At 39.2% G+C, this 25374-nt stretch carries 26 protein-coding genes; 4 read left to right on the top strand and 22 right to left on the bottom strand.

Translation table 11 applies throughout. From position 1 onward, the window contains the following. Window positions 1–191: 191 nt before the first annotated feature. Window positions 192–1040, top strand: a complete 849-nt coding sequence (locus IEU90_RS03595; RefSeq protein ID WP_153709744.1) for a fructosamine kinase family protein — start codon at window positions 192–194, stop codon at window positions 1038–1040. Between the two features lie 110 nt (window positions 1041–1150). On the opposite strand, the gene dtd is transcribed toward IEU90_RS03595, so the two are convergent. The 6 genes from dtd to IEU90_RS03565 all read right to left on the bottom strand — a co-directional run bounded on the left by dtd (window position 1151) and on the right by IEU90_RS03565 (window position 6406). Further along, on the bottom strand, window positions 1151–1588 hold the full coding sequence (gene dtd, locus IEU90_RS03590) for a D-aminoacyl-tRNA deacylase (protein WP_188357746.1): 438 nt from the start codon (window positions 1586–1588) through the stop codon (window positions 1151–1153). Between the two features lie 11 nt (window positions 1589–1599). Continuing rightward, on the bottom strand, window positions 1600–3837 hold the full coding sequence (locus tag IEU90_RS03585; protein WP_153709745.1) for a RelA/SpoT family protein: 2238 nt from the start codon (window positions 3835–3837) through the stop codon (window positions 1600–1602). Between the two features lie 18 nt (window positions 3838–3855). Next, window positions 3856–4191 (bottom strand): hypothetical protein, encoded by a 336-nt coding sequence (locus IEU90_RS03580; RefSeq protein WP_153709746.1) that lies wholly within the window; start codon window positions 4189–4191, stop codon window positions 3856–3858. A gap of 79 nt (window positions 4192–4270) precedes the next feature. After that, window positions 4271–5011, bottom strand: a complete 741-nt coding sequence (locus IEU90_RS03575; RefSeq protein ID WP_153709747.1) for a 16S rRNA (uracil(1498)-N(3))-methyltransferase — start codon at window positions 5009–5011, stop codon at window positions 4271–4273. After that, on the bottom strand, window positions 5012–5971 hold the full coding sequence (gene prmA / locus IEU90_RS03570) for a 50S ribosomal protein L11 methyltransferase (protein WP_188357745.1): 960 nt from the start codon (window positions 5969–5971) through the stop codon (window positions 5012–5014). Between the two features lie 129 nt (window positions 5972–6100). Continuing rightward, window positions 6101–6406: a hypothetical protein gene (locus IEU90_RS03565; protein ID WP_153709816.1), complete on the bottom strand. Its 306-nt coding sequence runs from the start codon at window positions 6404–6406 to the stop codon at window positions 6101–6103. A 195-nt stretch (window positions 6407–6601) separates the two neighbouring features. Between IEU90_RS03565 and IEU90_RS03560 the strand changes: the two genes are divergently transcribed. Together IEU90_RS03560 and IEU90_RS03555 are read left to right on the top strand one after the other, a co-directional pair. Beyond that, entirely contained in the window at window positions 6602–6781 is a 180-nt protein-coding gene (locus IEU90_RS03560) for a hypothetical protein (RefSeq protein WP_153709749.1), read from the top strand. Between the two features lie 116 nt (window positions 6782–6897). After that, on the top strand, window positions 6898–7857 hold the full coding sequence (locus IEU90_RS03555) for an L-lactate dehydrogenase (RefSeq protein WP_153709750.1): 960 nt from the start codon (window positions 6898–6900) through the stop codon (window positions 7855–7857). Between the two features lie 77 nt (window positions 7858–7934). Here the strand turns inward: IEU90_RS03555 and IEU90_RS03550 are convergent, their stop codons facing one another. From IEU90_RS03550 to hrcA, 8 genes are all read right to left on the bottom strand, one after another. Continuing rightward, window positions 7935–8108 carry a hypothetical protein gene (locus IEU90_RS03550; protein WP_182599158.1) on the bottom strand — a complete coding sequence of 58 codons (174 nt, stop codon included), beginning with the start codon at window positions 8106–8108 and terminating at the stop codon, window positions 7935–7937. Window positions 8109–8166: 58 nt separating this feature from the next. Next, on the bottom strand, window positions 8167–9246 hold the full coding sequence (locus IEU90_RS03545) for an Ldh family oxidoreductase (RefSeq protein WP_153709751.1): 1080 nt from the start codon (window positions 9244–9246) through the stop codon (window positions 8167–8169). Between the two features lie 73 nt (window positions 9247–9319). Continuing rightward, window positions 9320–10735, bottom strand: coding sequence for a C69 family dipeptidase (locus IEU90_RS03540; RefSeq protein ID WP_188357744.1), 1416 nt, complete (start codon window positions 10733–10735; stop codon window positions 9320–9322). 233 nt (window positions 10736–10968) lie between these two features. Continuing rightward, window positions 10969–12804: a translation elongation factor 4 gene (gene lepA / locus IEU90_RS03535; RefSeq protein WP_153709753.1), complete on the bottom strand. Its 1836-nt coding sequence runs from the start codon at window positions 12802–12804 to the stop codon at window positions 10969–10971. 143 nt (window positions 12805–12947) lie between these two features. Then, a complete protein-coding gene (dnaJ, locus tag IEU90_RS03530) occupies window positions 12948–14096 on the bottom strand; it encodes a molecular chaperone DnaJ (protein WP_153709754.1) in 1149 nt (382 codons plus the stop codon). Window positions 14097–14221: 125 nt separating this feature from the next. Then, window positions 14222–16090, bottom strand: coding sequence for a molecular chaperone DnaK (dnaK, locus tag IEU90_RS03525; protein ID WP_188357743.1), 1869 nt, complete (start codon window positions 16088–16090; stop codon window positions 14222–14224). A 24-nt stretch (window positions 16091–16114) separates the two neighbouring features. After that, window positions 16115–16687, bottom strand: a complete 573-nt coding sequence (gene grpE / locus IEU90_RS03520; RefSeq protein WP_153709756.1) for a nucleotide exchange factor GrpE — start codon at window positions 16685–16687, stop codon at window positions 16115–16117. 12 nt (window positions 16688–16699) lie between these two features. Beyond that, window positions 16700–17752 (bottom strand): heat-inducible transcriptional repressor HrcA, encoded by a 1053-nt coding sequence (gene hrcA / locus IEU90_RS03515; RefSeq protein ID WP_188357742.1) that lies wholly within the window; start codon window positions 17750–17752, stop codon window positions 16700–16702. Between the two features lie 118 nt (window positions 17753–17870). On the opposite strand from hrcA, the gene IEU90_RS03510 reads away from it, so the two are divergent. Continuing rightward, complete coding sequence (locus tag IEU90_RS03510) at window positions 17871–18242, top strand: hypothetical protein (protein WP_153709758.1); 372 nt, start codon at window positions 17871–17873, stop codon at window positions 18240–18242. A gap of 66 nt (window positions 18243–18308) precedes the next feature. On the opposite strand, the gene ribF is transcribed toward IEU90_RS03510, so the two are convergent. The 8 genes from ribF to rimP all read right to left on the bottom strand — a co-directional run bounded on the left by ribF (window position 18309) and on the right by rimP (window position 25331). Next, window positions 18309–19253 (bottom strand): riboflavin biosynthesis protein RibF, encoded by a 945-nt coding sequence (ribF, locus tag IEU90_RS03505; protein WP_153709759.1) that lies wholly within the window; start codon window positions 19251–19253, stop codon window positions 18309–18311. Between the two features lie 14 nt (window positions 19254–19267). After that, complete coding sequence (gene truB, locus IEU90_RS03500; protein WP_153709760.1) at window positions 19268–20173, bottom strand: tRNA pseudouridine(55) synthase TruB; 906 nt, start codon at window positions 20171–20173, stop codon at window positions 19268–19270. A 176-nt stretch (window positions 20174–20349) separates the two neighbouring features. Beyond that, window positions 20350–20709 (bottom strand): 30S ribosome-binding factor RbfA, encoded by a 360-nt coding sequence (gene rbfA / locus IEU90_RS03495; RefSeq protein ID WP_153709761.1) that lies wholly within the window; start codon window positions 20707–20709, stop codon window positions 20350–20352. A gap of 19 nt (window positions 20710–20728) precedes the next feature. Beyond that, entirely contained in the window at window positions 20729–22993 is a 2265-nt protein-coding gene (gene infB, locus IEU90_RS03490; protein ID WP_153709762.1) for a translation initiation factor IF-2, read from the bottom strand. Between the two features lie 13 nt (window positions 22994–23006). Next, window positions 23007–23318 carry a L7Ae/L30e/S12e/Gadd45 family ribosomal protein gene (locus IEU90_RS03485; RefSeq protein WP_153709763.1) on the bottom strand — a complete coding sequence of 104 codons (312 nt, stop codon included), beginning with the start codon at window positions 23316–23318 and terminating at the stop codon, window positions 23007–23009. Continuing rightward, entirely contained in the window at window positions 23305–23607 is a 303-nt protein-coding gene (gene rnpM / locus IEU90_RS03480) for an RNase P modulator RnpM (protein WP_153709817.1), read from the bottom strand. Before rnpM ends, IEU90_RS03485 begins: the two co-directional genes overlap by 14 nt. Window positions 23608–23643: 36 nt before the next feature. Then, window positions 23644–24837 carry a transcription termination factor NusA gene (gene nusA / locus IEU90_RS03475; protein ID WP_188357741.1) on the bottom strand — a complete coding sequence of 398 codons (1194 nt, stop codon included), beginning with the start codon at window positions 24835–24837 and terminating at the stop codon, window positions 23644–23646. Window positions 24838–24857: 20 nt separating this feature from the next. After that, a complete protein-coding gene (gene rimP, locus IEU90_RS03470; RefSeq protein ID WP_153709765.1) occupies window positions 24858–25331 on the bottom strand; it encodes a ribosome maturation factor RimP in 474 nt (157 codons plus the stop codon). Window positions 25332–25374: the final 43 nt, after the last annotated feature.

Here is a 25374-nt window from a genome sequence, read left to right as displayed (position 1 = left end):
TGACAATTCCAAGTACTCGAGCATTCTTTATCAATAGCTATTAATATTCTTTAATTTACATTTTTACCTTACTCGATAGCTTAATAAATGTCAATACTAAGCTTATCCAGTGTCTTACCAATCAACTTCATTTAACAATTATCACACAAAAATGGTATAAATAGAGTAATTTAATAAAGGAGGGATTATCCTTGAAAAATCCTAATTCTGCATGGTTTAAACAACTTCCCTTAGAAAAAATTACAACAATTAAACCCGTTAGTGGCGGCGATATTAATTTAGCCTATCAAGCTACGACTGATGATGATAAAAAATATTTTATCAAGGTTCAGCCCAATCATTCTCAAACTTACTTTAATCATGAAATTAATGGGCTTAAAGCTATCGGCAAAATCATTAATACACCCACACCAATTTATCACGGAGAAATTGATGGAAATGCATACTTAATCTTAAACTGGCTTGATGAAACATGGGGTAATCAAGAAGATCTCGGTCTTGCAGTAGCTAAGATGCATCAGCAACATAATGATAAGTTTGGCTTTATGGATAACCACCAAACAAAAGCGCTCGTCAAAGATAATTCTTGGAATTCAAGCTGGGTTGACTTTTACATTCATCAACGGTTAGAGCCGGAAGTGGCCGTAGCAAACCAGCGTGGTCGTTGGAACAAGTGGCGTCAGGAGCATTATCAACGAATGGTTAATAAATTCGCTGATTATTATCAAAAACATGAGGTCATTCCTAGTTTACTCCATGGCGACTTATGGGCGGGAAATTTCTTATTTGCTGGTAATCATGAGCCTTTTTTAATTGATCCGGATGCCTTATTTGGTGATCGTGAGTTTGACTTAGCAATGACAACTGTTTTCGGTGGTTTTGATAATAGTTTTTATCAAGCTTATAGCAGTATTTTCCCATTTGATGACGAACTAGATGAGCGTCTATCGTGGTATCGTTTTTACTATTTGTGCATGCATTTAGTTTTATTTGGCGAAAGCTATGGTGGCGCAGTTGATCAAATTTTAAGGCAGTTCTAAGAGAATAATTGATTTTAAACTGCGAATGAGGTTTCATTTACAATTAGTGTAAATCAAACCTCATTTTTTATCGGTTAATTTAATAACGTCGAAAAACTTTTCACAGTTATTTAGCGCTCATAGATAATCGTCGTTGGACCGTCATTTTCTAAATCAATTTTCATCATTGCCCCAAAATGACCAGTTTCAACCGGGATACCAGTAGCAGCTAACTTTTGATTAAACAGATTATATAAAGGTTCTGCAATCTCAGGACGTGCTGCTTGTGAAAATCCAGGACGGTTACCATGTTTTGTATCCGCATAAAGAGTAAATTGTGAGACTGATAAAATTGCTCCGTTAACATCACGAAGTCCTTTATTCATTTTACCATTCTCATCTTCAAAGATACGTAAATTAGTAATCTTATGTACTAGATAATCTAGCTTTTCTTCCGTATCGTCGGGAGCAATGCCAACTAATAGTAAATAACCCTGCTTTATTTTACCAACAACTTCATCATCAATCGAAACTGCTGCACGATTTACTTTTTGTAAGACAATGCGCACTTTAAATCCTCCTAGCGAATAATACGTTTAACAACATAAACATCAGGAATATTTTTTAGACCATCCATGATAAGTTGTAACTGCCGTAAATTTCGAACCCCAATGGTTAAGCTAATCGTTACCATCTTATTGTGGTCAACTTTACCATTAACTGAATTTAAGAAACGTGTACTGTTATTAACTGATCTAAGGACATCATTCAATAAGCCGTTCCGATTATAGCCCTGTACTTCAAGGTCTGCATTATAATTAGTCTTATCGCCATTTGGGTTTGCCCAATATACACTAACGATCCGTTCACCATTTTTACGAGCAGCCTTAATGTTAGGACAATCATCACGATGGACAGATACTCCACGGCCTTTAGTAATATAACCAGTAATAGCATCCCCTGGGATCGGGCTGCAACAATGGCTTAAGCGGACAAGCAGGTTATCTACGCCTTCAACAACAACGCCCTCGCTTGACGCTTTAGCTTGCTTTTGTCGCTCACGTTCATTAGGCTTTTCAAGTGTCTGGTGGTCTTCCAGAACTGCTTTTTCGGCAGCCTGTTGACGGTCGCTCTCTGCTTGTTGACGAATATCAGCCGTAAAGCGATTCCTAATCCCAACCGGTGCTAAATCACCAAATCCTAACGCAGCAAACATATCATCACTACTATTGTAATGAGCTTCTTTAGCAACCTCTTCGCACTTTTCATCAGTCATTAGCTCTGATGGTGAGTATCCGGCTTCACGCAGTTCATTTTCGAGTAATTGTTTTCCTTGCTCAATGTTCTCTTCACGATTATGTGCACGGAAGAACTGCCGAATCTTATTTCTTGCCCGTCGAGTAGAAACAAGATCGAACCAATCACGGCTTGGCCCTGCAGATGAAGAAGAGGTAAGAATGTCAACAATATCACCATTCTTAATCTCATAATCAAGAGGAACAATGCGACCATTTACCTTTGCACCAGTTGTATGGTTACCAACCTCAGTATGAATCTGGTAAGCCATATCAAGCGGGCCAGATCCCTTAGGCATTTCAATTACGTCTCCTTTAGGGGTAAATGCATAAACCTTATCAGTAAAGATATCGCTTTGAATCCCTTGCATAAATTCATCGGTGCCTTGACTCTCGCTCCGCAACTCAAGAATTTCTTTTACCACATTTAATTTTTGGCTATCTTGGTTTTGACGAATTCCGTTTGTTTTTCCTTCTTTATATGCCCAGTGTGCCGCAACCCCATATTCAGCGATTTCATGCATCTTATGGGTACGAATCTGCACTTCTAACGGTCGTCCTTCTGGGCCAATAATTGTCGTATGCAGCGATTGATAGCCATTTGCTTTAGGCATTGCAATGTAATCCTTAAAACGGCCTGGCATCGGTTTCCAATTGGTATGAATAGCCCCTAATGCAGCATAACAATCACGAATTGAATCAACAACAATCCGCACTGCAAGCAAATCATAAATCTGACTAAATTGCTTGTGCTGTGTCACCATTTTACGATATACAGAATAGATATGCTTTGGTCGGCCGTATATTTCAACATTAGGTCCTAAATTAAGGTCAGCAATTGCCTTTTTTATTAGCTTAATTGAATCATCAATATAATCGACCCGCTGATCCCGTCGTGAATTCATCAGGTGAACGATCCGGTAATATTGTTGCGGGTTTAAATATCGTAAAGAAAGGTCCTCTAATTCCCATTTAATCGTACTAATCCCCAAACGATCCGCAATCGGGGCATAAATTTCAAGCGTTTCATTTGAAATACGTCGTTGCTTGTCTGGACGCAGATGATTAAGGGTTCGCATATTATGGAGACGGTCTGCAAGTTTAACAATCATTACCCGAATATCTTTTGACATCGCTAATAATAGTTTTCGGTGCGTCGCCGCCATTTGTTCTTTATTTGATTTATAGCGAATCTTACCAAGTTTTGTATCACCATCAACGATCATCGCAATTGTTGGTCCGAAAAGCTCCTTAATATCGTCCAACGTTGCCCCAGTATCCTCAACAATATCATGCAGGTAGCCCGCACAAACCGTTTCAGGATCCATATGTAAATTAGCTAAGATACCCGCGACCTGAATCGGGTGAATAATATACGGTTCGCCAGACTTGCGCCGCTGGTCGTGATGAGCCACCTCTGCAAAATGATATGCCTTTTCTACTAAGGCAACATGTTCTTCATTCATGTATGATCCAACGATTTTTTGCACATCTTCATGTGTTAATTCCTTTTGTTGTGACATCAAAAAACCTCCTTTCAACTACTTTTGCTGGTGCATTGCCCACGATAAATATGCAAGTGCTAGATATGCAAGTGCAAAATAATAAGTATAGCGAGGCATAAAAAGGTATGCAGTTATAAAGTATAGAATTGGAAAAATAAATAATTCGCCCCAATTCCGTTGATGTTTATAAATCCAATATCCTGTCCAAATACTAAAAAGCCCGTTGATTAAAATTAAAACAAGTTCCACCATTGCCACACGGGTAACAAACGGCAGCTTATCTACTACTAAAGTCAATACAATTCCAACTAGAATGCTTGATATCCATAATTTTTTATCTAAACGCGCCCACGCTTTTTTCATAAAATCCATTCTCTCTCAACACCTATATTCAGTTTTTAAATCACCGATTAAAGCTGTCCCTTATTTTACCATAAGTAGGGCATACTCATTATGACAATTCCATTGCATACGAAATTGCTGCCATAAAATATAAGGGAGCCGTTTCAGTACGGAGAATCCGCGGTCCAAGCCCTACCGCTTCAATACCAGCATTGTTCATTTTGGTAATTTCCGTTTCTGTTAAACCACCTTCTGGACCAAAAATGGCAAGCATTGAGTCACCAGCCTGTAGACCATTAAATTGATGAGCTAGCGCACTTGTCTCACCCTGCTTAGCTGATTCTTCCCACGCTACTACACGCTTTGTAGCAGGGTAATCACTTATTAAATCATCAAGGCTTTTACAATATTCAACAAGCGGTATTTTATTTCGGTGTGATTGTTCAGCAGCTGATTCTGCTATTTTTTGTAACCGTTCGATTTTTCTTTTTTGCTTGTTTCCCTGCCAATGACTAATTGACCGCGCTGCCTCAAAAAAGATAATTTTATCGGCACCTAGTTCTGTCGACTTTTGCACAATTAATTCTGGCTTTTCCTTTGTCTTTGGAATCCCGCATGCAAGAGTAACAGATACCGGTAATTCACTATTAGAAGGTAATTTTTGCATAATTTTTAATTTAGCAGCTGGCTCAGTCACATTAACTGTCGCTAAATATACACAATGATCAGCTAAAACCAATTCTACTTTAGTTCCGATACCAGCACGCATTACTTTTAATAAATGGTGCGCTGCTTCTGATGGTAATGTAATTTCATCACTAGGATCAACATCTACAAAATATCGTTGCATTTATTTCACCTCAGCCGGTTTATGAGCAATCATTCCATGCCAATCTTTCATTTGCTGCTCGTCATCAATGATAAAGCCCTGCTCCTGTAATTTTTGACGAATTAAAGGTGCCTTATCATCAATAATTCCTGACACAAGGAATTTTCCGCCCGGCTTCAGATTCTCATATGCTTGCGGAATAAGCGGAACAATGGCTTCAGCAAGCATATTTGCAACAATCAAATCAGCCTGTGTGTGAATACCGTCGAGCAAGCTGTTAACACCGACATTAACATCTTTAGCAACTGGATTAAGCGCTAAGTTCTTTTTAGCAGAATTAACAGCGACTTCATCAATATCATAGGCGTCGACTTTCCCGGCACCAAGATGCTTAGCTGCAATGCTTAACACTCCTGATCCGGTCCCAACATCAATCACATATTCATTACCAGTAATAGTCTTTTCCAGTGCTTCAAGCATTAGGCGGGTTGTCGGATGAGTTCCGGTTCCAAAAGCCATCCCCGGATCAAGAAGAATCAACTTTTCCTGAGGATCCTCTGGGCGGTAGTTTTCCCATTGCGGAACAATCGTTAACTGGTTCGTTACTCTTAGCGGGTGGTAATATTTTTGCCAAACCGTTGCCCATTGCTGATTATCAACTGAAGCAGCCGACACCTTATTTTCACCCGGGTTTAAGCCATACTCTTTAAGCTTTGCTACTCGCTGCCGAATTGTTGGTAATAATTCCGGCACAAAAACGTTTTGCGGGAAGTACCCCGACACTGCTGCGCCGCTTTGACGATGAGGAATTGAAGCCGGATCAATAAATTCACCATGATTCCCGTATCTTCCTTTATGGAGATTTTTAAAATCAGCGGCATCTTCAATTTGTACCCCTTCAGCTCCCTCGTCCGTCAAAATATAGCTTACCGCTTCAACGGCTTCACTAGAAGTGATCACCTTTATTGCTGTCCAATCCATTTAATACCCTCCTTAAATACTAAAGAGGCTGGGAAAAAACACCTCTGTTTTTTCTCAGCCCCCTTGCTGATACGTACATTTAGATAATAGGTAATTTTTCCCATTTACTAAATTATGTCTAATAAAGCCTTATTCTTTATCCTCGCTGGCTTTATTAATACGTGGACGTTCTTGTTCGCGTTTTTTTTCTTTTTCAAGATGATGGACTAAATAATCAATTAAGTCCGATTCAGTCAAGAAAATACGGGGATGATGCTGATGATGCAAGCGGACGTCAATCTCGTTAATTTTTAATCGTCCGGTCCAAGTATGGGAGTAACGAACAATTACCCGATTATTTAACCTGTGTTTGCCGAAACGGAACACATATACGTGTTGGGGTGTCATCATTGGCCGAATGTACTCTTTTTTATACATTAAATCATTATCGCGCATAAACTGCTTAGTTCGATTCAGAATGGTAGCCACCTCCTCTATTATTATTCCTGATCAATTGAATTAATCTTCCTAGATAGATATATTTTAGCACAGGTCGCCATTGTTCCAAAGTTTAATCTATGTTTAAACTTTAATTTTCATGAAAAATGCTATACTTAATTCACAATTCTTTAATGAAAGGTGATTACTTTATTGAGTTTACTAATTGCTATTCTTATCTGTTGGCTGCTATGGAAAATCGGGATCTTAACAGTTAAGTTTATCGGCTTAATTCTTCTGATTCTTTTAATTGGTACATTAGTTCACGTCCTATTATGGCCAGCCATTATTCTGGCTATCCTAATATTAGGTGCCGGCTTGTTTACTAATTAATTTATAAAGAAGACTTTATTAAATTTTATAGTAATTTTCCCGCGGAATGTTATAATCATTAATGTGAGAGAAATCTCAAATAATGTATACATAGGATGAAAGGGAGACTGTTTATTATGTCTAAGAACCATCAAAAAGTTGTTCTTGTTGGTGACGGTGCTGTAGGTTCAAGTTATGCCTTCGCAATGGCTCAACAAGGAATTGCTGAAGAATTTGCTATTGTTGATATTATTAAGGAACGGACTGAAGGGGACGCAATGGACCTTGAAGATGCCACTGCCTTCACTGCTCCTAAGAACATCTACTCAGCAGATTACGACACTTGCAAGGATGCTGACTTAGTTGTTATCACTGCTGGTGCCCCACAAAAGCCAGGTGAAACTCGTCTTCAATTAGTTGACAAGAACTTGAAGATTATCAAGTCTGTTGTAGAACCAATTGTTAAGTCAGGTTTCGATGGTATCTTCTTGGTTGCTGCTAACCCGGTTGATATCCTTACTTACGCTGTTCAAAAGCTTTCTGGCTTCCCAAAGAACAAGGTTGTAGGTTCAGGTACTTCACTTGACTCCGCTCGTCTTCGTGTTGCTCTTAGTAAGAAGCTTCATGTTGACCCACGCGATGTTATTGCCAACATCATGGGTGAACACGGTGATTCAGAATTTGCTGCCTACTCAAGTGCTACTGTTGGTGGTAAGCCATTACTTGATATCGCTAAGGATGAAGGCATTTCTGAAGACGAATTACTTAAGATTGAAGATGACGTTCGTAACAAGGCTTACGAAATCATTAATCGTAAGGGTGCTACATTCTACGGTGTTGCTACTGCCTTAATGCGGATTTCAAAGGCTATTCTTCGTGATGAAAATTCTGTTCTCCCAATCGGTGCCCCAATGAACGGTGAATACGGACTTAACGACCTTTACATTGGTACTCCAGCTGTTGTTAACGGTTCTGGTGTTGCTAAGGTTATCGAAGTTCCACTTAATGACCGTGAAAAGAAGGCCATGGCAGACTCTGCTAAGCAATTAGAAGAAGTTGCCAAGAACGGTATGGCAAAATTACAAGGTAATAACTAAGCCATATTATTGAATAAATATTGGGCTATTAAAAGGCTCTCAGCGTTTGGTATTAAACGTTGAGAGCCTTTTTTACTTTACTTATCATTCTCTAAATTGCGGGCAAAATCATTAAGAAATTCCTTTATTAGGTGATCCTTATACCCTTTTTTCTTAAGCTCATCTGCTAAGATTGCAGGGGTTAACCCATTTTTGATTGCTAAGTGGTGGTCACCCGCGAGCCAAAACATTACTAATTCACGATTTTCCATTTTTTGCTCCTTTTTTACAGTTTATCGGTATTACCGTCGCAAAAAACAATAATATATTCTATTCAGGAACACGGATATTCAATTCAGTACCAATTTCTTTCATTTCTTGGTAAGTCTTCTCATCAATTGAAACGCCTTTTTCTTTATTTTCCGCTAAGAAGCGGTATTCACGATCTCCAGGTATCCAAATTTCTTTACCAGGGATATGCTTAAGCTGACGGATTCGATTTAACATTGACGTTGCATCTTGCTTAAGCATTTCCGGATCGCCAAAGAATGCTGGGTCAAACACCATTACAAATTGACTAAAATCATGCTTCCCACTAACGGTATCTGCAGAAATTGAACCTTGCGCTAAAATACCGGTTAGTAATTCAATCACAATCGAATTACCCATTCCCTTATAATTTGAATTTACCGCGCTATTTCCACCAAGAGTGAGCACACCGCCACCCTTTTGTTCTCCTTCTGTAAATGCAGCTGTTGCAAGAATATCTTCAGCTTCTTGCGCATCAGTTACTACTTCACGGTTTTTATCGACTGCCCATTCTCCAGGTAATGGCTCATTTTTCTTATCATGAACTTGGATTTTCCCACCAGATACTACACATGTTGCCCCATCAAACATAAAGGGGTGCGGAGTTGCAGGAAAAGCAAATGCAAACGCATTAGAACCTAAAAAGGCTTGAGTTGCATTAGTTGGCACAACAAGTGGACGCGTATTAGTAAGTGCAATCCCTACTAAGCCCGCTTTTAATGCTAGTCTTGTATAGTAGCCAGCCGTTCCAAAATGATTTGAATTCCGAATCACGGCAATTGCTACACCAGTTTTCTTTGCTTTTTCAATAATCTTATGAGTGGCTAAAATAGTTGCTAACTGCCCCATATTTTGATTTGCGTCAACAAGAATGGTCCCTGGACGTTCCCGAATAACTTTAGCTTTATTTTGCGGAATAATTGTCCCTTCTTTAATCATTCGACAATACCAAGCCAATCGCTGAATTCCGTGAGAGGATATTCCTCGTAAATCAGCGTCCACTAAAGTATCAGCTAATAATTGGCTAGCATGTTGATCAAAATTTAACTTTGAAAAGACTTCTTCCAAATATTGTCGTTCAGCACTTTCTTTAATTCTCATCTTTATCCTTCTCTCATTCTATATTAATTATATTTTAATGTTAGCGAGAGAAATGTCAATGAGCGAGTAACGCTTAAAGGTTAGGATCCATTTTAAACGACATTCGAGAAAGCTCGCAGCCCTCTGTTAGCAATTCATAAAATAGTTCTGTTGTTCGTTTATTATAATGAGCTGCCACTTCATGATTTTGTTCTGTTAAGTAGTCAGTTAGCGCTTGTCCTTCAAGATTCAGCGTTTCTTTATCAACTTGCGCAATCTTTCGGCGTGCCCATTCATTTAATTCTTTTTGATAATCTTCATCTTTTTCGATAAATTCTTGATAATGGCTTTCAACAACTTCTGCTAGCGCTTCATTTAACCAAAATGCAGATTTCAAATCCATCTTTTCAGGAACATTCCGATAAGATTCATCTGTATCATCAGCATTAGCAAAAAATGGAACATATGGATTAAATGCCGGAACACCTAATTCAATCCAATGAATGCTTGTCTTATACTTATTCAGATCACGTACTTGTAAAATGTGAGATTGGGCTGTCCGCGATAATGAGATTGCTCGGTACGTCTTTCGTTCAGGAGCATCTCCCATCGGATCATAGGGCGTTTCGTTAAAATGAGACTTTAAAACATACTGAATATCTTCGTTGGCAATCTTAAATTCAGCTTTACGAATAAAGGGCATTTCAGAATCTTCAGGCATTTGACCTTGTGAAGCCTTAGGACTAAGGTATCGTTGCGCAAACCAGGTTCGTGGCGTATTATAGTGCCGGTCTTTTTGCGTACTTGTACCAAAAATATGACGGAAATTCCACCGATCATGATCCGGATTTAGTTGGTGTTCTTCAACAAATTTTTGAATGCCATCCGCCCACATATAATTATCAGGATCGGCAAAATTAATATCTTCAATCGCAACCTGGTTAGGTGTTACCGCATAGCAGTCATCCGGAATTCGAACAGCAACCCACTGGTGACCCGTTACTACTTCCATATACCAGATATTATCAGCGTCCGCAAACTGCATCCCATTTCCTTCGGCGGAACCAAATTTTGCAATTAGTTTTCCAGTATATTCAACACCCTCACGAGCAGAATGAATATATGGCAATACCAAAGTACATAAAGAATCCTCTGCTAGTCCATTCCTTACATAGGGGTCATAAGCCAAGACCCGATCATTTGCATAGACACTCTCAGTAAATGAAGCGGCTACATTTGCCTCATTAATCCCATCTTCTTCATTAGGACCAGTAGTTTGGTCTAAACTTGGAGTTGAAGTATAACGCATTCCGCTTTCTGGCAATGTCACAGTTACCTTATTATATGGCGAGACATAGGTTTCATGACGGTCTTTTACAGCTGGTTTAACTAAGAAACGCTTGGGTTCAATTGCTTTAACACGATCTTCATTTCTTGCGATAAATGCCGTCCCATCAAGCGATGCCCTTTTACCTACCATAATTGATGTACAAGCATCTTTGTTTTGCATAATGCATTCCTCCCAATTACATAATAGCGATTACATTATCTATAATACGCCATTTGATTTAGGGTTGCATAAAAATAAATAAGAAAGGTCTCCCATTATTTAGCTTAAAGAAAAAGTAGACTAATCTTCTGGCTTCCCCTTAAAATCCCACATAAGGGGAAATTAAGGAAAAATGTTAAAAGATTGGTCTACTTTGTGATTTTTAAAGATGTTAAATCCTATTACATCAACGCTTACTTCTCGTCCAATTGCTCATCGGTCTTCAAAACGGCCATAAAGGCGGCTTGAGGAATATCAACTTTTCCAACAGCCTTCATTCGTTTCTTTCCTCGCTTTTGTTTGTCTAATAATTTAGCACGCCGGTCTGGATCACCAGTATGGATTCGTGCAGTAACATCTTTTCGATAAGCTTTAATATTAGTCCGCGCAATAATCTTAGAACCAATTGCAGCTTGAATTGGTATTTCAAAGTTTTGCCGTGGGATAATCTTCTTTAATTTAGCTGTAATTTCACGACCACGTTCAGCCGCAAAATCACGGTGGGCAATGAAGCTTAATGCATCAACCTTATCTCCATTAAGCAAAATGTCGATCTTAACTAGGCTACTTGGTCGATAACCATCAATTTCATAGTCCAAAGAAGCATATCCACGAGTAGAACTCTTTAGTTTATCAAAAAAGTCAAAAATAATTTCTGATAAAGGAATATGATAAATAACGTTTACCCGCGTATCGCTTAGGTATTCCATTGTATCAAAGTCCCCGCGTTTGCGTTGGCATAATTCCATCACTGGCCCAACATAATCATTTGGTACCATGATTGATGCACGGACATACGGTTCCTTTATTGCCTTAATTGAAGAAGCATCAGGCATCTCAGCTGGATTTTCAACTTCCTTGGTCGTTCCATCCGCTAATTCAACATGGTAGGTAACAGATGGCGCGGTAGTAATTAAATCAAGATTAAATTCCCGTTCCAATCGTTCTTGAATGACATCCATGTGAAGCAATCCCAAGAAACCACAACGGAAACCAAAACCAAGTGCCTGTGATGATTCTGGTTCAAATGTTAACGCCGCATCATTAAGCTGAAGTTTTTCTAACGCATCACGCAAATCATTAAATTTAGCATTATCTGTTGGGTAAAGACCTGCATATACCATTGGTGTCATTTGACGATAACCTTCTAAAGGTTTTTCAGTCGGATTATCTGCACTAGTAACGGTGTCACCAACTCGGGTATCCTTAATATCCTTTATTGCGGCAGTAATATAACCAACATCTCCAGCCATTAAGACATCACGAGCCAGTGGTTTAGGCGAATTAATACCAACTTCAGCAACTTCATATTCAGTGCCCCCGTTCATTAATTTAATCCGATCGCCTTTCTTAACCGTTCCTTCTACTACCCGGACACTAAGTACTACCCCGCGATAATCATCATATTTAGAGTCAAAAATAAGGGCTTTTAGTGGTGCAGTTAAGTCACCAGTTGGAGCTGGAACATCCTTTACAATTTTCTCAAGGACTTCATCAACGCCCATTCCAGTTTTTGCACTAATATCAACTGCCTCATCTGTATCGAGACCAATCTCATCTTCAATTTGTTTTTTAGTCCCCTCAGGATCCGCAGACGGTAAATCAATTTTGTTGATAACTGGCAGGATTTCGAGGTCATTATCAAGAGCTAAATAAACATTTGCGAGTGTTTGTGCCTCCACTCCCTGGGTAGCATCAACTACTAAGACCGCTCCTTCACAGGCAGCAAGCGAGCGTGACACCTCATAAGAGAAGTCTACATGTCCTGGCGTATCGATTAAATGGAAAATATAGTCCTCACCATCTTTAGCATGGTACGTTAATGCCACCGCATTTAATTTGATTGTGATTCCTCGTTCCCGTTCTAATGGCATATCATCAAGAATCTGGTTTTTCATCTCACGTTTGCTAATTGAATCAGTCATTTCCAAAATTCGATCAGCAAGCGTTGATTTTCCATGATCGATATGGGCAACAATCGAGAAATTTCGAATGTGTTTTTGACGTTCTTTCATTTCTTCTAGGTTCATTTAAAAAGACTCACTTTCAACGAATATTCTTTATCTAGTATACCAAATCCCCGTTTACAATGGAAAAACTTCTATTAGATAACATAAGTAGGAAATACAAGAAGCAGAGAAAAAATTAATCCTTCCCTGCTTCATAAAAGTATTTATTTATCCTCAAATGCATCACGTAGTTTATCAAGAACCGTCTTCTTAACACCCTTAACATTTTCACCACTGGCAGCTGCAAAAGCTAACATGGCTTCACGTTGGCGCTTGTTAAGGCTCTTAGGGGTTTTAACATGGACGGTAACATGTTCATCACCATTGCCATTACCGTTAAGATGAGGAACCCCTTTGCCACGTAATCGGAAATTAGTTTCTGACTGTGTACCAGCCGGAATCTTAAGGTCTACATCTCCGTGAACAGTTTTAACTTTTACCTCGTCCCCCAACGCAGCCTGGGCAAACGAAATATCACGATCAACATAAATTGTGGAACCATCACGACGGAATTCTCGACTTGGTGTTACTCGGAAAACAATGTATAAGTCTCCAGCAGGACCGCCATTTTCACCCGCATCACCCTGGTGTTGAAGACGCATTTGTTGCCCATCATCAACTCCAGCAGGAACTTTTACTTCGAGTTCATGCCGTTCATGAACATGGCCAGCACCATGACAAGTATCACAACGATCTCCTGGTTTGATAATCTTTCCAGATCCGTTACACTCTGGACAAGTTGTTTGAGTTTGCATATTACCAAGTGGCGTTTGCCGAACACTGGTAATTACTCCAGCACCGTGACAACGAGGACAAGTTACCGGCGATTTGCCTGGCTTAGCACCAGTACCATGACAAGTTTTACATTCTGCATCACGATCATACTTAATAGTTGTAGTTTTACCAAAAACCGCATCCATAAAATCAAGTGTCATTGCATATTGTAAATCGCGTCCCTGACGTGGGGCAGTCGGGTCACGACGAGAACGGCCACCGCCACCGAAGAATTGGCTAAAGATATCATCAAAGCCGCCACCAAAGTTAGAATATGCTTGACCACCGCCAAAGCCGCCGAAGCCTTGACCACCGCCTTGAGGGCCAGCCGATCCAAACTGGTCGTATTGAGCACGCTTTTGACTATCGCTCAGTGTCTCATAGGCCTCGTTAATCTTTTTGAATTTTTCTTCTGCACCAGGCTCGTGGTTAACATCTGGGTGGTATTTTGCCGCAAGCCGGCGATATGCACGCTTGATGTCTTTTTCGGATGCATCCTTAGAGACACCTAAAATGTCATAATAATCTTGTTCTGCCATATAAATACCTCATTATTTTATTGCTTGTTTAGTTATACCACAGCCAGCAAACGAAAGTAAAAGCCAAAGTCCTTTTTTCTGGCCTTTGGCTTTTACACTAACATTTTAAGACTGTTTACCGCAGGCTATTTCTTGTCGTCTGGTGTAACGTCCTTAAAATCACCATCAACAGTATTATCATCATTACCATTGTTGTTACCATTTTGTTGGTTATTACCACCAGGCTGACCATTAGTAGCACCACCTTGGGCACCTTGAGCTTGTTGATAAAGCTTTACACTAAGATCTTGAATAACCTTATTTAAGGCATCTTTCTTCGCCTTCATCTCATCAAGGTTACCGCTTTCTTTAGCCTTCTTTAATTCATCACGAGCACTTTCAGCCTTTTTAATGTCATCTTCAGGAACCTTGCCCTTAACTTCTTTCAAAGTCTTATCAACTTGGAAGAGTTCTTGATCTACTTCGTTCTTTAAGTCGACTTCTTCTTTCTTCTTCTTATCAGCTTCAGCATGTTCCTCGGCATCTTTCTTCATTCGCTCAATTTCTTCATCACTTAAGCCGGAGTTAGACTTAATAGTAATGTTTTGCTTCTTATGAGTTCCTTGGTCTTCGGCTGAAACATTTACAATACCGTTTTTATCGATATCAAATGTAACCTTAATTTGAGGAACACCACGAGGAGCAGCAGGAATGTCTGTTAATTGGAAGTTACCCAACGTCTTATTATCTGCTGCCATTGGACGTTCACCTTGAAGAACATGAATATCAACAGCTGGTTGGTTATCAGCGGCAGTTGAGAAGATTTGGCTCTTTGAAGTAGGAATAGTTGTATTACGATCAATTAATTTAGTGAATACACCACCCATAGTTTCAATACCAAGTGAAAGTGGCGTAACATCAAGTAAAACAACATCCTTAACGTCACCAGTAAGGACACCACCTTGAATGGCAGCACCTAGGGCAACGGCTTCATCAGGGTTAATTGAGTGGTTAGGTTCCTTGCCCGTTAATTCCTTAACCATTTCTTGAACAGCAGGAATACGAGTAGAACCACCATTTAAGATAACTTCATCAATGTCATCAAAAGTAAGGTCTGCATCCTTCAAAGCATTTAGTACTGGTTGTTTTGTTCGTTCAACTAAGTCATTAGTTAATTGGTTAAATTGTGCCCGGCTTAAGGTCTTCTCCAAGTGTAATGGGCCATTTTCACCAGCAGAGATAAATGGTAAGCTAATTTGAGCTTCCTGAACACCTGACAAGTCTTTCTTAGCCTTTTCAGCAGCATCCTTTAATCGTTGAAGAGCCATCTTATCTTGAGATAGGTCAACACCGTGTTCTTCTTTGAAACCAGCAATTAACCAGTCCATAATCTTTTGGTCGAAGTCATCCCCACCTAAATGAGTATCACCATTAGTGGAAAGTACTTGGAAGACACCATCACCTAATTCAAGGATAGAAACATCAAATGTTCCACCACCAAGGTCGTAAACAAGAATCTTTTCATCTTTGTCCTTCTTATCAAGACCATAAGCTAATGATGAAGCAGTTGGTTCGTTGATAATCCGCTTAACATCTAAGCCAGCAATCTTACCAGCATCTTTAGTGGCTTGCCGTTGTGCGTCGTTAAAGTATGCAGGAACAGTAATAACTGCTTGTGTAACCGTATCACCAATGTAATCTTCAGCATACTTCTTAATGTATTGCAAGATCATTGCTGAAATTTCTTGTGGTGTGTACTTCTTTCCATCAACTTCAACAGTATAACCTGCTTCACCCATGTGACTCTTGATGGATGAGATCGTGTTAGGGTTAGTAATTGCTTGCCGCTTTGCTACTTCCCCAACTTGGGTTTCACCGTTTTTAAATGAAACAACAGATGGTGTCGTCCGACTTCCTTCTGGGTTGGTGATAATCTTAGGTTCATTACCTTCCATAACAGCAACCGCAGAGTTAGTAGTACCTAAATCAATACCAATAATCTTATTACTTGCCATAATTTAATTCCTTCTCTCACTAATTTATTGAGCTACAACTACCATTGCAGGGCGTAGTACCCGATCCTTTAGTTGATATCCAGCTTGAAGAACATTAACAACTGTTTCAGGACTTTGACCTTCTTCAACCGGAACAGTTTGGACTGCCTGGTGAAGTGTCGGGTCAAATGTTTCGCCATCAGCTTTAATTTCAGTAATACCGTGATCATTTAGTGCTTTTACTAGATGATCATGAACCATTTGAATACCCTTTTTTAGTTGTTTACCGTTATCATCAACAACTTCAATTGCTAATGCCCGCTTAAGATTGTCAAGAACAGGTAAAATTGACTTTGCTAAGTCCTGACCATCATATTTAAGGATTTGGGCCCGTTCTTTATTAAAACGGTTTGTCATATTTTGAATTTCTGCTTCTGCTCGCAAATACTTGTCATCTTTATCAGCAAGCTGTTTCTTCAAGCTAGCAATTTCTTCTTTTAGTTTTGAAGTTTGATCTAATTTTTCATTAGAATCATCTTTTTTTGTTTCTTTCTTTGGTGCCTTTTCATTTTCAGCGACCGTTTGTTTTTGTTGATCTTCTTGTTTTTCTTTGGCCAATTAACTCGCCTCCTATGAATCATAATAGTGACGGTAGAAATCTAACAACCGCTTGGCTAATTCCTGTCGAAAAGCATTTACAATTCCGATTGTTCTGGAATAAGGCATTCGTGTTGGCCCAAGGACTGCAATAATCCCACGGCCATACTGTTCAACGTTGTAGCTTGCTGTAATTAAACTATAATCATCTAACAGCTTATTCTTAGAAATTTCTTGACCGATTTTAACATTAACTCCATTATCTGACGCAAGAGTAGAATCAAGAATATTTGATAAATTATCATTTTTATCTAGTAATCCGTACAAAGATTGAATAACATGGGGATCATGCGTACTTGCAAAATCAAGCAAGTTTAACCGTCCGCCGACAAAGAATCTTTCACGTGCTGCTTGGGATAAAACATTATCAAAAATATCAAGAAAGCCATCAGGACTATGCATATAATGCAAAACCCGCAACGGAATATCATCTTTTAGTCGTTTCACTACTTCAGACAATGGAAGCCCAACCAACTGATCATTAATCATCCTGATAACAGCTTGCATTGCATCAGTATCGATATCTGGTGGTAAAGTAAATGATTGGTTCTCAACTTCGCCACTATCAGTTACAAGAATAGCAATCACTTTATGATTACCAAGTGAAACTACTCGAAAACCGCTTAACCGAACGCTTTCTTGTTCTGGTTTTAAAGTAAATGCAGTATATGAAGTTAAGTTTGATAAGATATCTGCCGAGTGCGAAATAATCTCGTCAATCTTTTGGAAGCCGGTTCCAAGTGAGTTTTGAATAACGACCAGATCATTATCCGTAACTGCCTGTGGATCAAGCAAATTATCTACATAATATCGATAACCACGCTTTGATGGAACCCGACCTGATGAAGAGTGCTCTTTTAAAATCAAATCATTGTCTTCTAAAACTGCCATCTCATTACGGACAGTCGCTGAACTGACCTTAAAAGGCAACTTTTCTGCTAAATGTTTTGATCCAACTGGTTGACCAGTTGAGGTAAATTGACGTACAATCGCTTGCAGAATCTTTTTCTGACGTTGTGTTAGCATTGAATATCACTTCCCCTTTTAGCACTCATTAGGGTCAAGTGCTAAACACACTGTATAATATACCAATTACCACCCTAAAAGTCAAGAAACGTCAAACAATTTTTTAAGGAGAATATCCATGAAACATAAAGATCAGCGCTATATCCAGCCACAGAATACAAAAGAAGCAATGTTAATAATTCAAAAACTGTTTAATAAATACCGCAACGCTCCATTAACTAATGAACTGCTAGAATATCATAACAATCTTATTTATCGTCTCCAGTCAGATATAAAGGATGCTGCCATTAAGGAAAATAATCCCGGACAGCTAAAAGACCTTAAATCAATGACAGATACTATGCGGAATTGGACGACCGCCCGTCTAAATGGAAAACCTTTCAATGGTAAAATGCGTCACTTTAAATTAGTTACTGATGGCGGATTTAAGTTTGAACGAAATATTCATAAAATTAATCAGACAACCAATCATCACAGCAGTCGGCATTAATTACAAAAAGAGGTTTGAAAAGTTAGCCTACATATTTATGGGCTACAAATTCAAACCTCTTTTCCTTTATATTTTACTTAATTGGCGACGAGCATCATGTTCATCACGTTTCATTTGTGCTACTAACGCATCGGCACCATCAAATTTCTTTTCGCCACGTAAATATTTATACCAGCGTACAACTACCTCTTCACCATATACCATCTGTTGAAAATCAAAGAGATAAATTTCTACGGTAAGCTGGTTTCCATCGCCAAAAGTAATGTTATGACCAACGCTAGCCATCCCCTTATACCATTTATCGCCAATTTTGACAGTTACAGCATAAACGCCAATTCCTGGAAGGCGCTCTTCTTGAGGATGCTCAACATTAATAGTGGGAAAACCAAGGGTCCGTCCGCGAGCAAGACCGTGAACTACTAGACCAGTCGTTTGGTAAGTATATCCTAGTTCCCTATTAGCAGCTTCAACTTTGCCGTTATCAATCAGTTGACGAATTTCACGTGAACCGACTTTTTCTTGCGTTCCATCCTCAGTAAGTTTAGGAACTGTTACTACTTCAAACCGCCCAGCAGCATATTTAGGTAATAAGGCCATTGATGCTTCTTCTGCTTCCCCATAGGTATGATCAAAGCCAGCGACAACTGTTTGAGCATGAAAGCTAACAAGATACTGGTCTACAAACTGTTGAGGTGTCAAGCTGGCAAAAGATGAAGTAAAACTGATTAAATAAACAAGGTTAACCCCTAATTCATCTAATAATTCTAATTTTCGATTTACTGTCGATAAATACTTAAAGCCACCCTTATATTGACGATAAACCACTCCAGGAGCATGGTCATATGTCAAAACTGCCAAGGGTAATCCCTTCTCATGAGCAATTTCACGAGCACGGGCAATTACTGCTTGGTGACCGCGATGAACACCATCAAAAAAGCCCATCGCAAGAACAATTGGCCCTGCTGGAATCAGTTTTTTATCAAAGGGATGGTGAATTTTAATAACTTGCAACTCTTACACTCTCCTCAATTAACTGCGAACATTTTAGTTGGTTTATACATATTATTTTTAGTATCTAAATGATATAGTGCTTTTACTTGTCCATCAAATAATAACACAATTTCATTTTTACCAGTATTAAGTTCACTTGGCGCAAGCCAGCCCCCATTTTGAACCTTTTTCCACTGCTCTGTTTGAAGAGTTAACTGTGGATAGTCCTTTAAGGCATAATCTAATGGATACATATATTGTTGCAAAGTTTGTGTAGCTACTGCATCTCGCACATCATCTAAGCTTAGTGTTTGATCCAATGTAAATCCGCCGCTTTTTAATCGGGTTAATAAACTCATTACGCCCGGATAACCTAATTGACGAGCAAGTTCAACAACCAGTGTTCTAATATAGGTTCCCTTGCTACATTCAACATTAAAGCGAATTCGTTGCTGTTTATTTTCTTTATCATATTTTGAACTAAGCAGCTCAAATTTATTTATTTTAACTTGACGTTTGGGTCGATCGACAGTTTCACCAGCACGTGCATATTCGTACAACTTTTTGCCATTTACTTTTACAGCAGAGTACATCGGTGGAATTTGGGTAATCTCACCAGTAAGATTATTCATCGCTGCGACAATTTTATTCGTTGGAATTTCGCTGTCAACCGTTTTCTCCGCAATCTTTTCACCATCAAGGTCTTGAGTAGTGGTTGCAAAACCAATTAATAATTCTCCTTGGTATTGTTTTCCAGAACTCATTAAATAGTCGACTACCTTTGTTGCGTTGCCAACACAAATCGGTAAAACACCTGCAACTCCTGGATCAAGGGTTCCTGAATGACCAATTTTTTTAGTTTTTAAAATTTGGCGTAGTCGACTAACACAAGCAAAACTAGTCATACCACGTTCTTTATACAAAGGGATTATTCCGTCCATTATTATTCCTCCAAAAAGGAGCGTGATAGCCGTCATAAATGGCTTTATTTTCACGCCCAGCAATCACAAATAGGCATCTAGAGTTCGACTTTACCGGACTTTAGATGCCATTTGTATACCGCGTTGTTCACTTTTGTATCATTAATAGAGCCTATGTCACAACTCTTTTTTACTAATTATTTTTCCTTTTTGTGTAAGTCGTTAATGAGTTGATCAATCCGACTACCATAAGCAACTGATGGGTCTTTTACAAATTTAATTTCCGGAGTCTTGAAAATATTAAGACGTGCGCCTAATTCACTCCGAATCAGACCAGTTGCCTTATCTAATCCCGCTTGTGCTTTTTCAGCATCTGAAGCAAGATCGGACAAAATACTATAGTAAATAGTTGCTTGCTGGAGATCACCAGTAACATCCACACCTGTAATTGTAACATTTTGCACACGTGGATCACGAACGCGCTTTAACAAGATTTCATCAACGTCTTTTTGAATTTCTTGAGCTAAACGATCTACTCGATATTGTTTACTTGGCATCTTTATCTCTCCCTCAGCTTTACTTAACAGGAACTTCCTTCATCTTGTAGGCTTCAATAACATCCATTTCCTTGATGTCATTATAATTTTCAATAGTTAAACCACATTCATAACCTTGTTTAACTTCTTTAACATCATCTTTGAAGCGTTTAAGACTACCTAGTTCTCCTTCATAAATAACAACACCATCACGAACTAATCGTACCTTTGCATCTCGGGTAATCTTACCAGAAGTAACCATTCCCCCAGCAATTGTTCCGATCTTAGAAGCCTTATAGATTTGCCGTACTTCAACTTGACCAATTGTTTCTTCTTTGTAAACTGGTTCAAGCATTCCCTTCATCGCATCTTCAACTTCTTCGATTGCATCGTAGATAACGCGATGAAGACGGATATCAATACTATTAGAATCAGCTAGTGTTTTAGCTACAGCTGTTGGCCGAACGTTAAATCCAATGATAACCGCGTTAGATGCTTCAGCTAAAGTAACATCGCTTTGATTAATTGCACCAACTGCTTGGTGAATAATATCAACTCGAACACCATCAACTTTAATCTTTTGAAGACTCTGGCTTAATGCCTCAACAGATCCTTGAACGTCTGCCTTAATAATGATTGGCAGCGTCTTCATTTGACCTTTCTTCATTGTGGCAAATAAGTTATCCAATGTTACATGGGAAGTCTTTTGACGTTCTTTATCCATAGCCCGCTTAGCACGCTCTTCACCAGCGGCACGCGCAGTCTTTTCATCATCAAAGACAACAAAACGATCCCCAGCTTCAGGGACTTCATTTAACCCCGTAATTTCGACAGGTGTAGATGGAGTAGCTTCTTTAATCCGCCGACCATTTTCGTTAGTCATTGTCCGAACACGACCAAATGTATTACCAACAACAATTGGATCTCCAACATGAAGCGTCCCTTGTTGAACCAAAATAGTTGCAACAGACCCCCGACCTTGGTCAAGACGAGCTTCAACAACTGAACCAGCTGCATTTTGATCTGGGTTAGCTTTAAGTTCCATCATTTCCGCTTGGAGGAGAATCATATCAAGCAATTCATCAAGGTTCTTGCCAAACTTAGCAGAAATCTTAACAAAAATAGTGTCACCACCCCAGTCTTCTGGGATTAAGTTATACTTGGCTAATTCTTCAGTTACACGGTCTGGATTAGCACCTGGTTTATCAATCTTGTTAACCGCAACAATAATCGGTGTCTCAGCTGCCTGTGCGTGGTGAATGGCTTCGACAGTTTGCGGCATAACACCATCATCAGCTGCCACAACTAAAACGGTGATATCCGTAATGTTAGCTCCCCGCGCACGCATTTCAGTAAAGGCCGCATGTCCTGGTGTATCAAGGAACGTAATCAAGTGGTCGTTATAATGTACTTGGTAGGCACCAATTTCCTGCGTAATCCCCCCTGCTTCATGTTCAGTAACATGAGAATGACGTAACTTATCAAGCAAGGTAGTCTTACCATGGTCAACATGTCCCATTACAGTAACAACTGCAGGACGTGAAACTTGATTTTCAGTATTATTCTGCTCATCTTCAAACATCTTATCGATATCTGAAACATCGACTTGAACCTTTTCTTTAGCTTCAATACCATAATCAGTTGCTAATAATTCAATAGTATCCTTATCAAGTGACTGATTTTGATTAATCATTACACCGAGCATAAATAGTTTTTTAACAATTTCAGCTGGGGACCGGTGTAAAATCTTTCCTAAGTCTTGAGCATTCATTCCATCAGTATATTCTAATACTTCTGGGAGCGGCTTATCCTTACGTTGAGTAGGCTGCTTATGAGCTACTTCCTTTAACCGCTTATTCTTATTGTGCTTTTTATTTTTCTTATTCTTCTTATTGAATCGTTTGCCGTTACGGCCTTGATCGTTATTCAAGCTGCCGCCAAAACGACCGCCCTTATTGTTTTGATGTTGATGATTATCTGACGTCCTACCATTGTTCTGGTGGTTATTTTTCTTTTGGGGACGTTCATTTTGTGCCTTGTCTTGGTGTTGACCACCATGATTTTGTGCATGGTGGTTATTTTGCTTGTTATTATTGCTACTATGTGGTTTTTGTTTAGTAGCTTGTTGCTTGTTAGTTGGTTTTTGTCCGCCACTTGCAAGTTGACGTAATTGTTGTGCCTGATCTGGGGTAACAGAAGACATGTGACTTTTAACTCCCATTCCTTGTTGATTAGCCATATTAACTAAGTCCTTGCTAGGCATTTTTAATTCCTTAGCTAATTCATAAATTCGTTCCTTAGCCATATGCTCACGCTCCTTATTTCATCGTTAGTAGTTCCTCAAACTTTCTTGCAAAACCTGATTGCATCACACAAAAAACGGTTCGTGATTGCCCCGTTGCCTGACTGAGCTGGCTCCTTGTAAAATCTGTTGAGAAAGGAACACCGTAAAATTTACATTTATCAGTAATTTTCTTAGCACTTGCTCTTCCTGCATCAGATGCGAGGAACACAAACTTTGCCTTTTTAGTTTGAATATTTTTTAAAACGATCTCTTCACCGCTCTGGAGTTGCCGTGCTCGTCGGGCAATTCCTAATAGGTTTAAAACCGATTGATTATTTTTGATCATTGCCAAATAACTTTTGCCGTGCCTGTAAGTGATCAGCATACTTGATTAATTCATCATAGAATGATTCATCTAGTTGAACATGAAAGGCCTTTTCAAAAGTTTTTTCTTTCTTAGCACGTTTTGCAATTTCAACATCAACTGCAACATATGCACCACGGCCAGGCTTTTTACCAGTCGGGTCTAAGGAAACCTCATCTTCCTTATTTTTTACTACCCGAATTAACTGTCGCTTAGGCATCATTTCACCAGTAACAATGTCTTTACGCATCGGTATTTTTCTCTTTTTCATCATTTTCACCCCGCTGCTTAATAATTACTTTAATAGTTAGTCTTCACTGTTCTCTGTGTCTTCTTCTGAATCAGCCATTGGTTCATCTTCAGCTGCTTGGTCATTTTCTGCCATTTCAGAAGCTGATTTAATATCAATCTTATACTTGGTCAACCGTGCAGCTAATCGTGCATTTTGTCCCCGTTTACCAATTGCTAATGATAGCTGGTTATCCGGTACAACTACTGTACATGAACGCTCAGCTTGCTCTTCACCGTCTTCTTCTGTCGTACTGTCTTCAGTATCGGTTGCCGGCTTATCCTCATTAAAAATAACGTCTAATACTTCAGCTGGGTTCAAAGCATTTGCAATAAACTCAGCAGGATCCTTAACATATTCAACAATATCCATGTTTTCGCCATCAAGTTCATTAACAATTGCTTGAACACGCGAACCACGTGGGCCTACACAGGTACCGACAGGATCAACGTTCGGATCATTTGAGTACACAGCAACTTTAGCGCGATCACCGGCTTCACGAGCAATATTTTCAATTAAGACAGTTCCGTCCTTAATTTCAGGTACTTCACGCTCAAATAATCGCTTTAACAATTCGGGGGCTGTTCGACTAACAAAGATTTGCGGACCACGCCGATCGTCATTTACTTTTGTTACATAAACTTGGATACGATCATGAACTCGGTAATGCTCATTAGTCATCTTATCTCTAAAGCCCATCGCACCTTCTACACCGTCTCCTAAGTCAACATATGTAAAACGCTTATCTTCACGAGAAACTTCTCCCGTAATAATTTCATTTTCATATGTCTTGTACTTATCGTAAATAATTTTTCGTTCTTCTTCACGAAGGCGTTGCATTACAACTTGCTTTGCGGTTTGAGCAGCAATTCGTCCAAAGTCACGAGGAGTAACTTCTTCACGAATCTCATCACCAATATCATACCCTTGTCCATGGGGAAGTTTACGTGCATCCGCTAAACTCATAAATTCGTTACTATCCGCTTCAACCGCTTCTTCGTCATCAGTAATTGTTTTTACGGCATACACTTTGATATTGCCAGTAATAGAATTAAATTCTACTTCGACATTTTTATCACCGTAATTTTGCTTATAGGCGGACTCTAAAGCCTGCTCCAATGCTTCAATAACAATTTCTTTTTTGATACCCTTTTCTTTTTCAAGATAATCTAGGGCGCCAATCATTTCAGTATTAATCTTTGGCTTACTCAACTTTTGACACTCCTTTAATGCTAGAATTTAATCGCTAATCTGGCCTGTGCAATTTTCTTACGATCAATCGTAATCTGCCGATGGCGAGTCTTATCTAAGTAATCTAACGTAATTTCTTTTTCTGATAATTGCGTCAGTGTACCTTCATAAACTTTTTGACCATTAATCTGTTGGTAAAGAGAAATGTGAATGTAATGATCAATTGCCCGCTGATAGTCTTCTTCTTTCTTAAGCGGACGTTCTGCACCTGGTGAAGATACCTCTAAAAAGTAAGCCTGTGGGATTGGATCAGGTTCAACATTGTCTAATGCCTCACTTAATTCATCACTAACAATAGCACAGTCTTCAAGTGTAATTCCGCCGTCCTTATCAATGTAAACGCGGAGGTACCAGCTCTTACCTTCTTTTACAAATTCTAAATCATACAAGTAAAAATCATGGTCTTGTAAAATCGGCGTTACAAGATCTGTCACAGTTTCTACAACACTGCTCAAACGTGTCACCTCCATTATTTGCAATAAAAAGAGCGAGCATCTC

Origin of the sequence: Limosilactobacillus caviae, from assembly GCF_014635905.1 — a bacterium.
GTDB lineage: Bacteria > Bacillota > Bacilli > Lactobacillales > Lactobacillaceae > Limosilactobacillus > Limosilactobacillus caviae.
The sequence above is the reverse complement of the archived record's forward strand: the minus strand, read 5'-3'. Positions and strand labels throughout refer to the sequence as shown.

Coding starts and splice junctions, on each gene's coding strand:
- IEU90_RS03540 (WP_188357744.1), bottom strand. CDS start 10,735: ATGCAAAACAAAGATGCTTGTACATCAATTATGGTAGGTAAAAGGGCA.
- rbfA (WP_153709761.1), bottom strand. CDS start 20,709: ATGCCAAGTAAACAATATCGAGTAGATCGTTTAGCTCAAGAAATTCAA.
- IEU90_RS03585 (WP_153709745.1), bottom strand. CDS start 3,837: ATGTCACAACAAAAGGAATTAACACATGAAGATGTGCAAAAAATCGTT.
- IEU90_RS03565 (WP_153709816.1), bottom strand. CDS start 6,406: ATGCGCGATAATGATTTAATGTATAAAAAAGAGTACATTCGGCCAATG.
- IEU90_RS03550 (WP_182599158.1), bottom strand. CDS start 8,108: ATGGAAAATCGTGAATTAGTAATGTTTTGGCTCGCGGGTGACCACCAC.
- dnaJ (WP_153709754.1), bottom strand. CDS start 14,096: ATGGCAGAACAAGATTATTATGACATTTTAGGTGTCTCTAAGGATGCA.
- IEU90_RS03510 (WP_153709758.1), top strand. CDS start 17,871: ATGAAACATAAAGATCAGCGCTATATCCAGCCACAGAATACAAAAGAA.
- hrcA (WP_188357742.1), bottom strand. CDS start 17,752: ATGCTAACACAACGTCAGAAAAAGATTCTGCAAGCGATTGTACGTCAA.
- prmA (WP_188357745.1), bottom strand. CDS start 5,971: ATGGATTGGACAGCAATAAAGGTGATCACTTCTAGTGAAGCCGTTGAA.
- IEU90_RS03555 (WP_153709750.1), top strand. CDS start 6,898: ATGTCTAAGAACCATCAAAAAGTTGTTCTTGTTGGTGACGGTGCTGTA.
- truB (WP_153709760.1), bottom strand. CDS start 20,173: ATGGACGGAATAATCCCTTTGTATAAAGAACGTGGTATGACTAGTTTT.
- dnaK (WP_188357743.1), bottom strand. CDS start 16,090: ATGGCAAGTAATAAGATTATTGGTATTGATTTAGGTACTACTAACTCT.
- lepA (WP_153709753.1), bottom strand. CDS start 12,804: ATGAACCTAGAAGAAATGAAAGAACGTCAAAAACACATTCGAAATTTC.
- IEU90_RS03485 (WP_153709763.1), bottom strand. CDS start 23,318: ATGATCAAAAATAATCAATCGGTTTTAAACCTATTAGGAATTGCCCGA.
- infB (WP_153709762.1), bottom strand. CDS start 22,993: ATGGCTAAGGAACGAATTTATGAATTAGCTAAGGAATTAAAAATGCCT.
- IEU90_RS03580 (WP_153709746.1), bottom strand. CDS start 4,191: ATGGATTTTATGAAAAAAGCGTGGGCGCGTTTAGATAAAAAATTATGG.
- IEU90_RS03545 (WP_153709751.1), bottom strand. CDS start 9,246: ATGAGAATTAAAGAAAGTGCTGAACGACAATATTTGGAAGAAGTCTTT.
- rnpM (WP_153709817.1), bottom strand. CDS start 23,607: ATGAAAAAGAGAAAAATACCGATGCGTAAAGACATTGTTACTGGTGAA.
- IEU90_RS03575 (WP_153709747.1), bottom strand. CDS start 5,011: ATGCAACGATATTTTGTAGATGTTGATCCTAGTGATGAAATTACATTA.